Annotated in this window: 1 pseudogene; it reads right to left on the bottom strand. The window is 70.0% G+C overall.

What is annotated here, in order from left to right:
- Positions 1 to 17: 17 nt before the first annotated feature.
- A pseudogene (locus ACPYOG_RS20515) lies at positions 18 to 240 on the bottom strand (Na+/H+ antiporter); the annotation flags it as partial.

Below are 240 nucleotides of genomic sequence, written 5' to 3'. Positions count from 1 at the left end.
AGGGCTCGGGACGACACTCATTCGCCCAGCTCCCGGCCCGTCAGCCGCACCTCCTCCACATCCAGCCGCCGCTGCACATCCCGCAGCACGACGTCGTCGATCTCGCCGCGATCGCGCAGCCGGGTCACCTCCTCCCGTTTCCGCTGCAGCAGTGCGAGCCGGAGCTCCTTGTCCTGCCTGCTGCGCTCCGCGACCTCCTCTGCGTCCCGGGACTCCTCCTCCACCTCCAGCAGTTCGAGG

Source organism: Leifsonia sp. HAY1-4F (assembly GCF_056755275.1).
The sequence above is the reverse complement of the archived record's forward strand: the minus strand, read 5'-3'. Positions and strand labels throughout refer to the sequence as shown.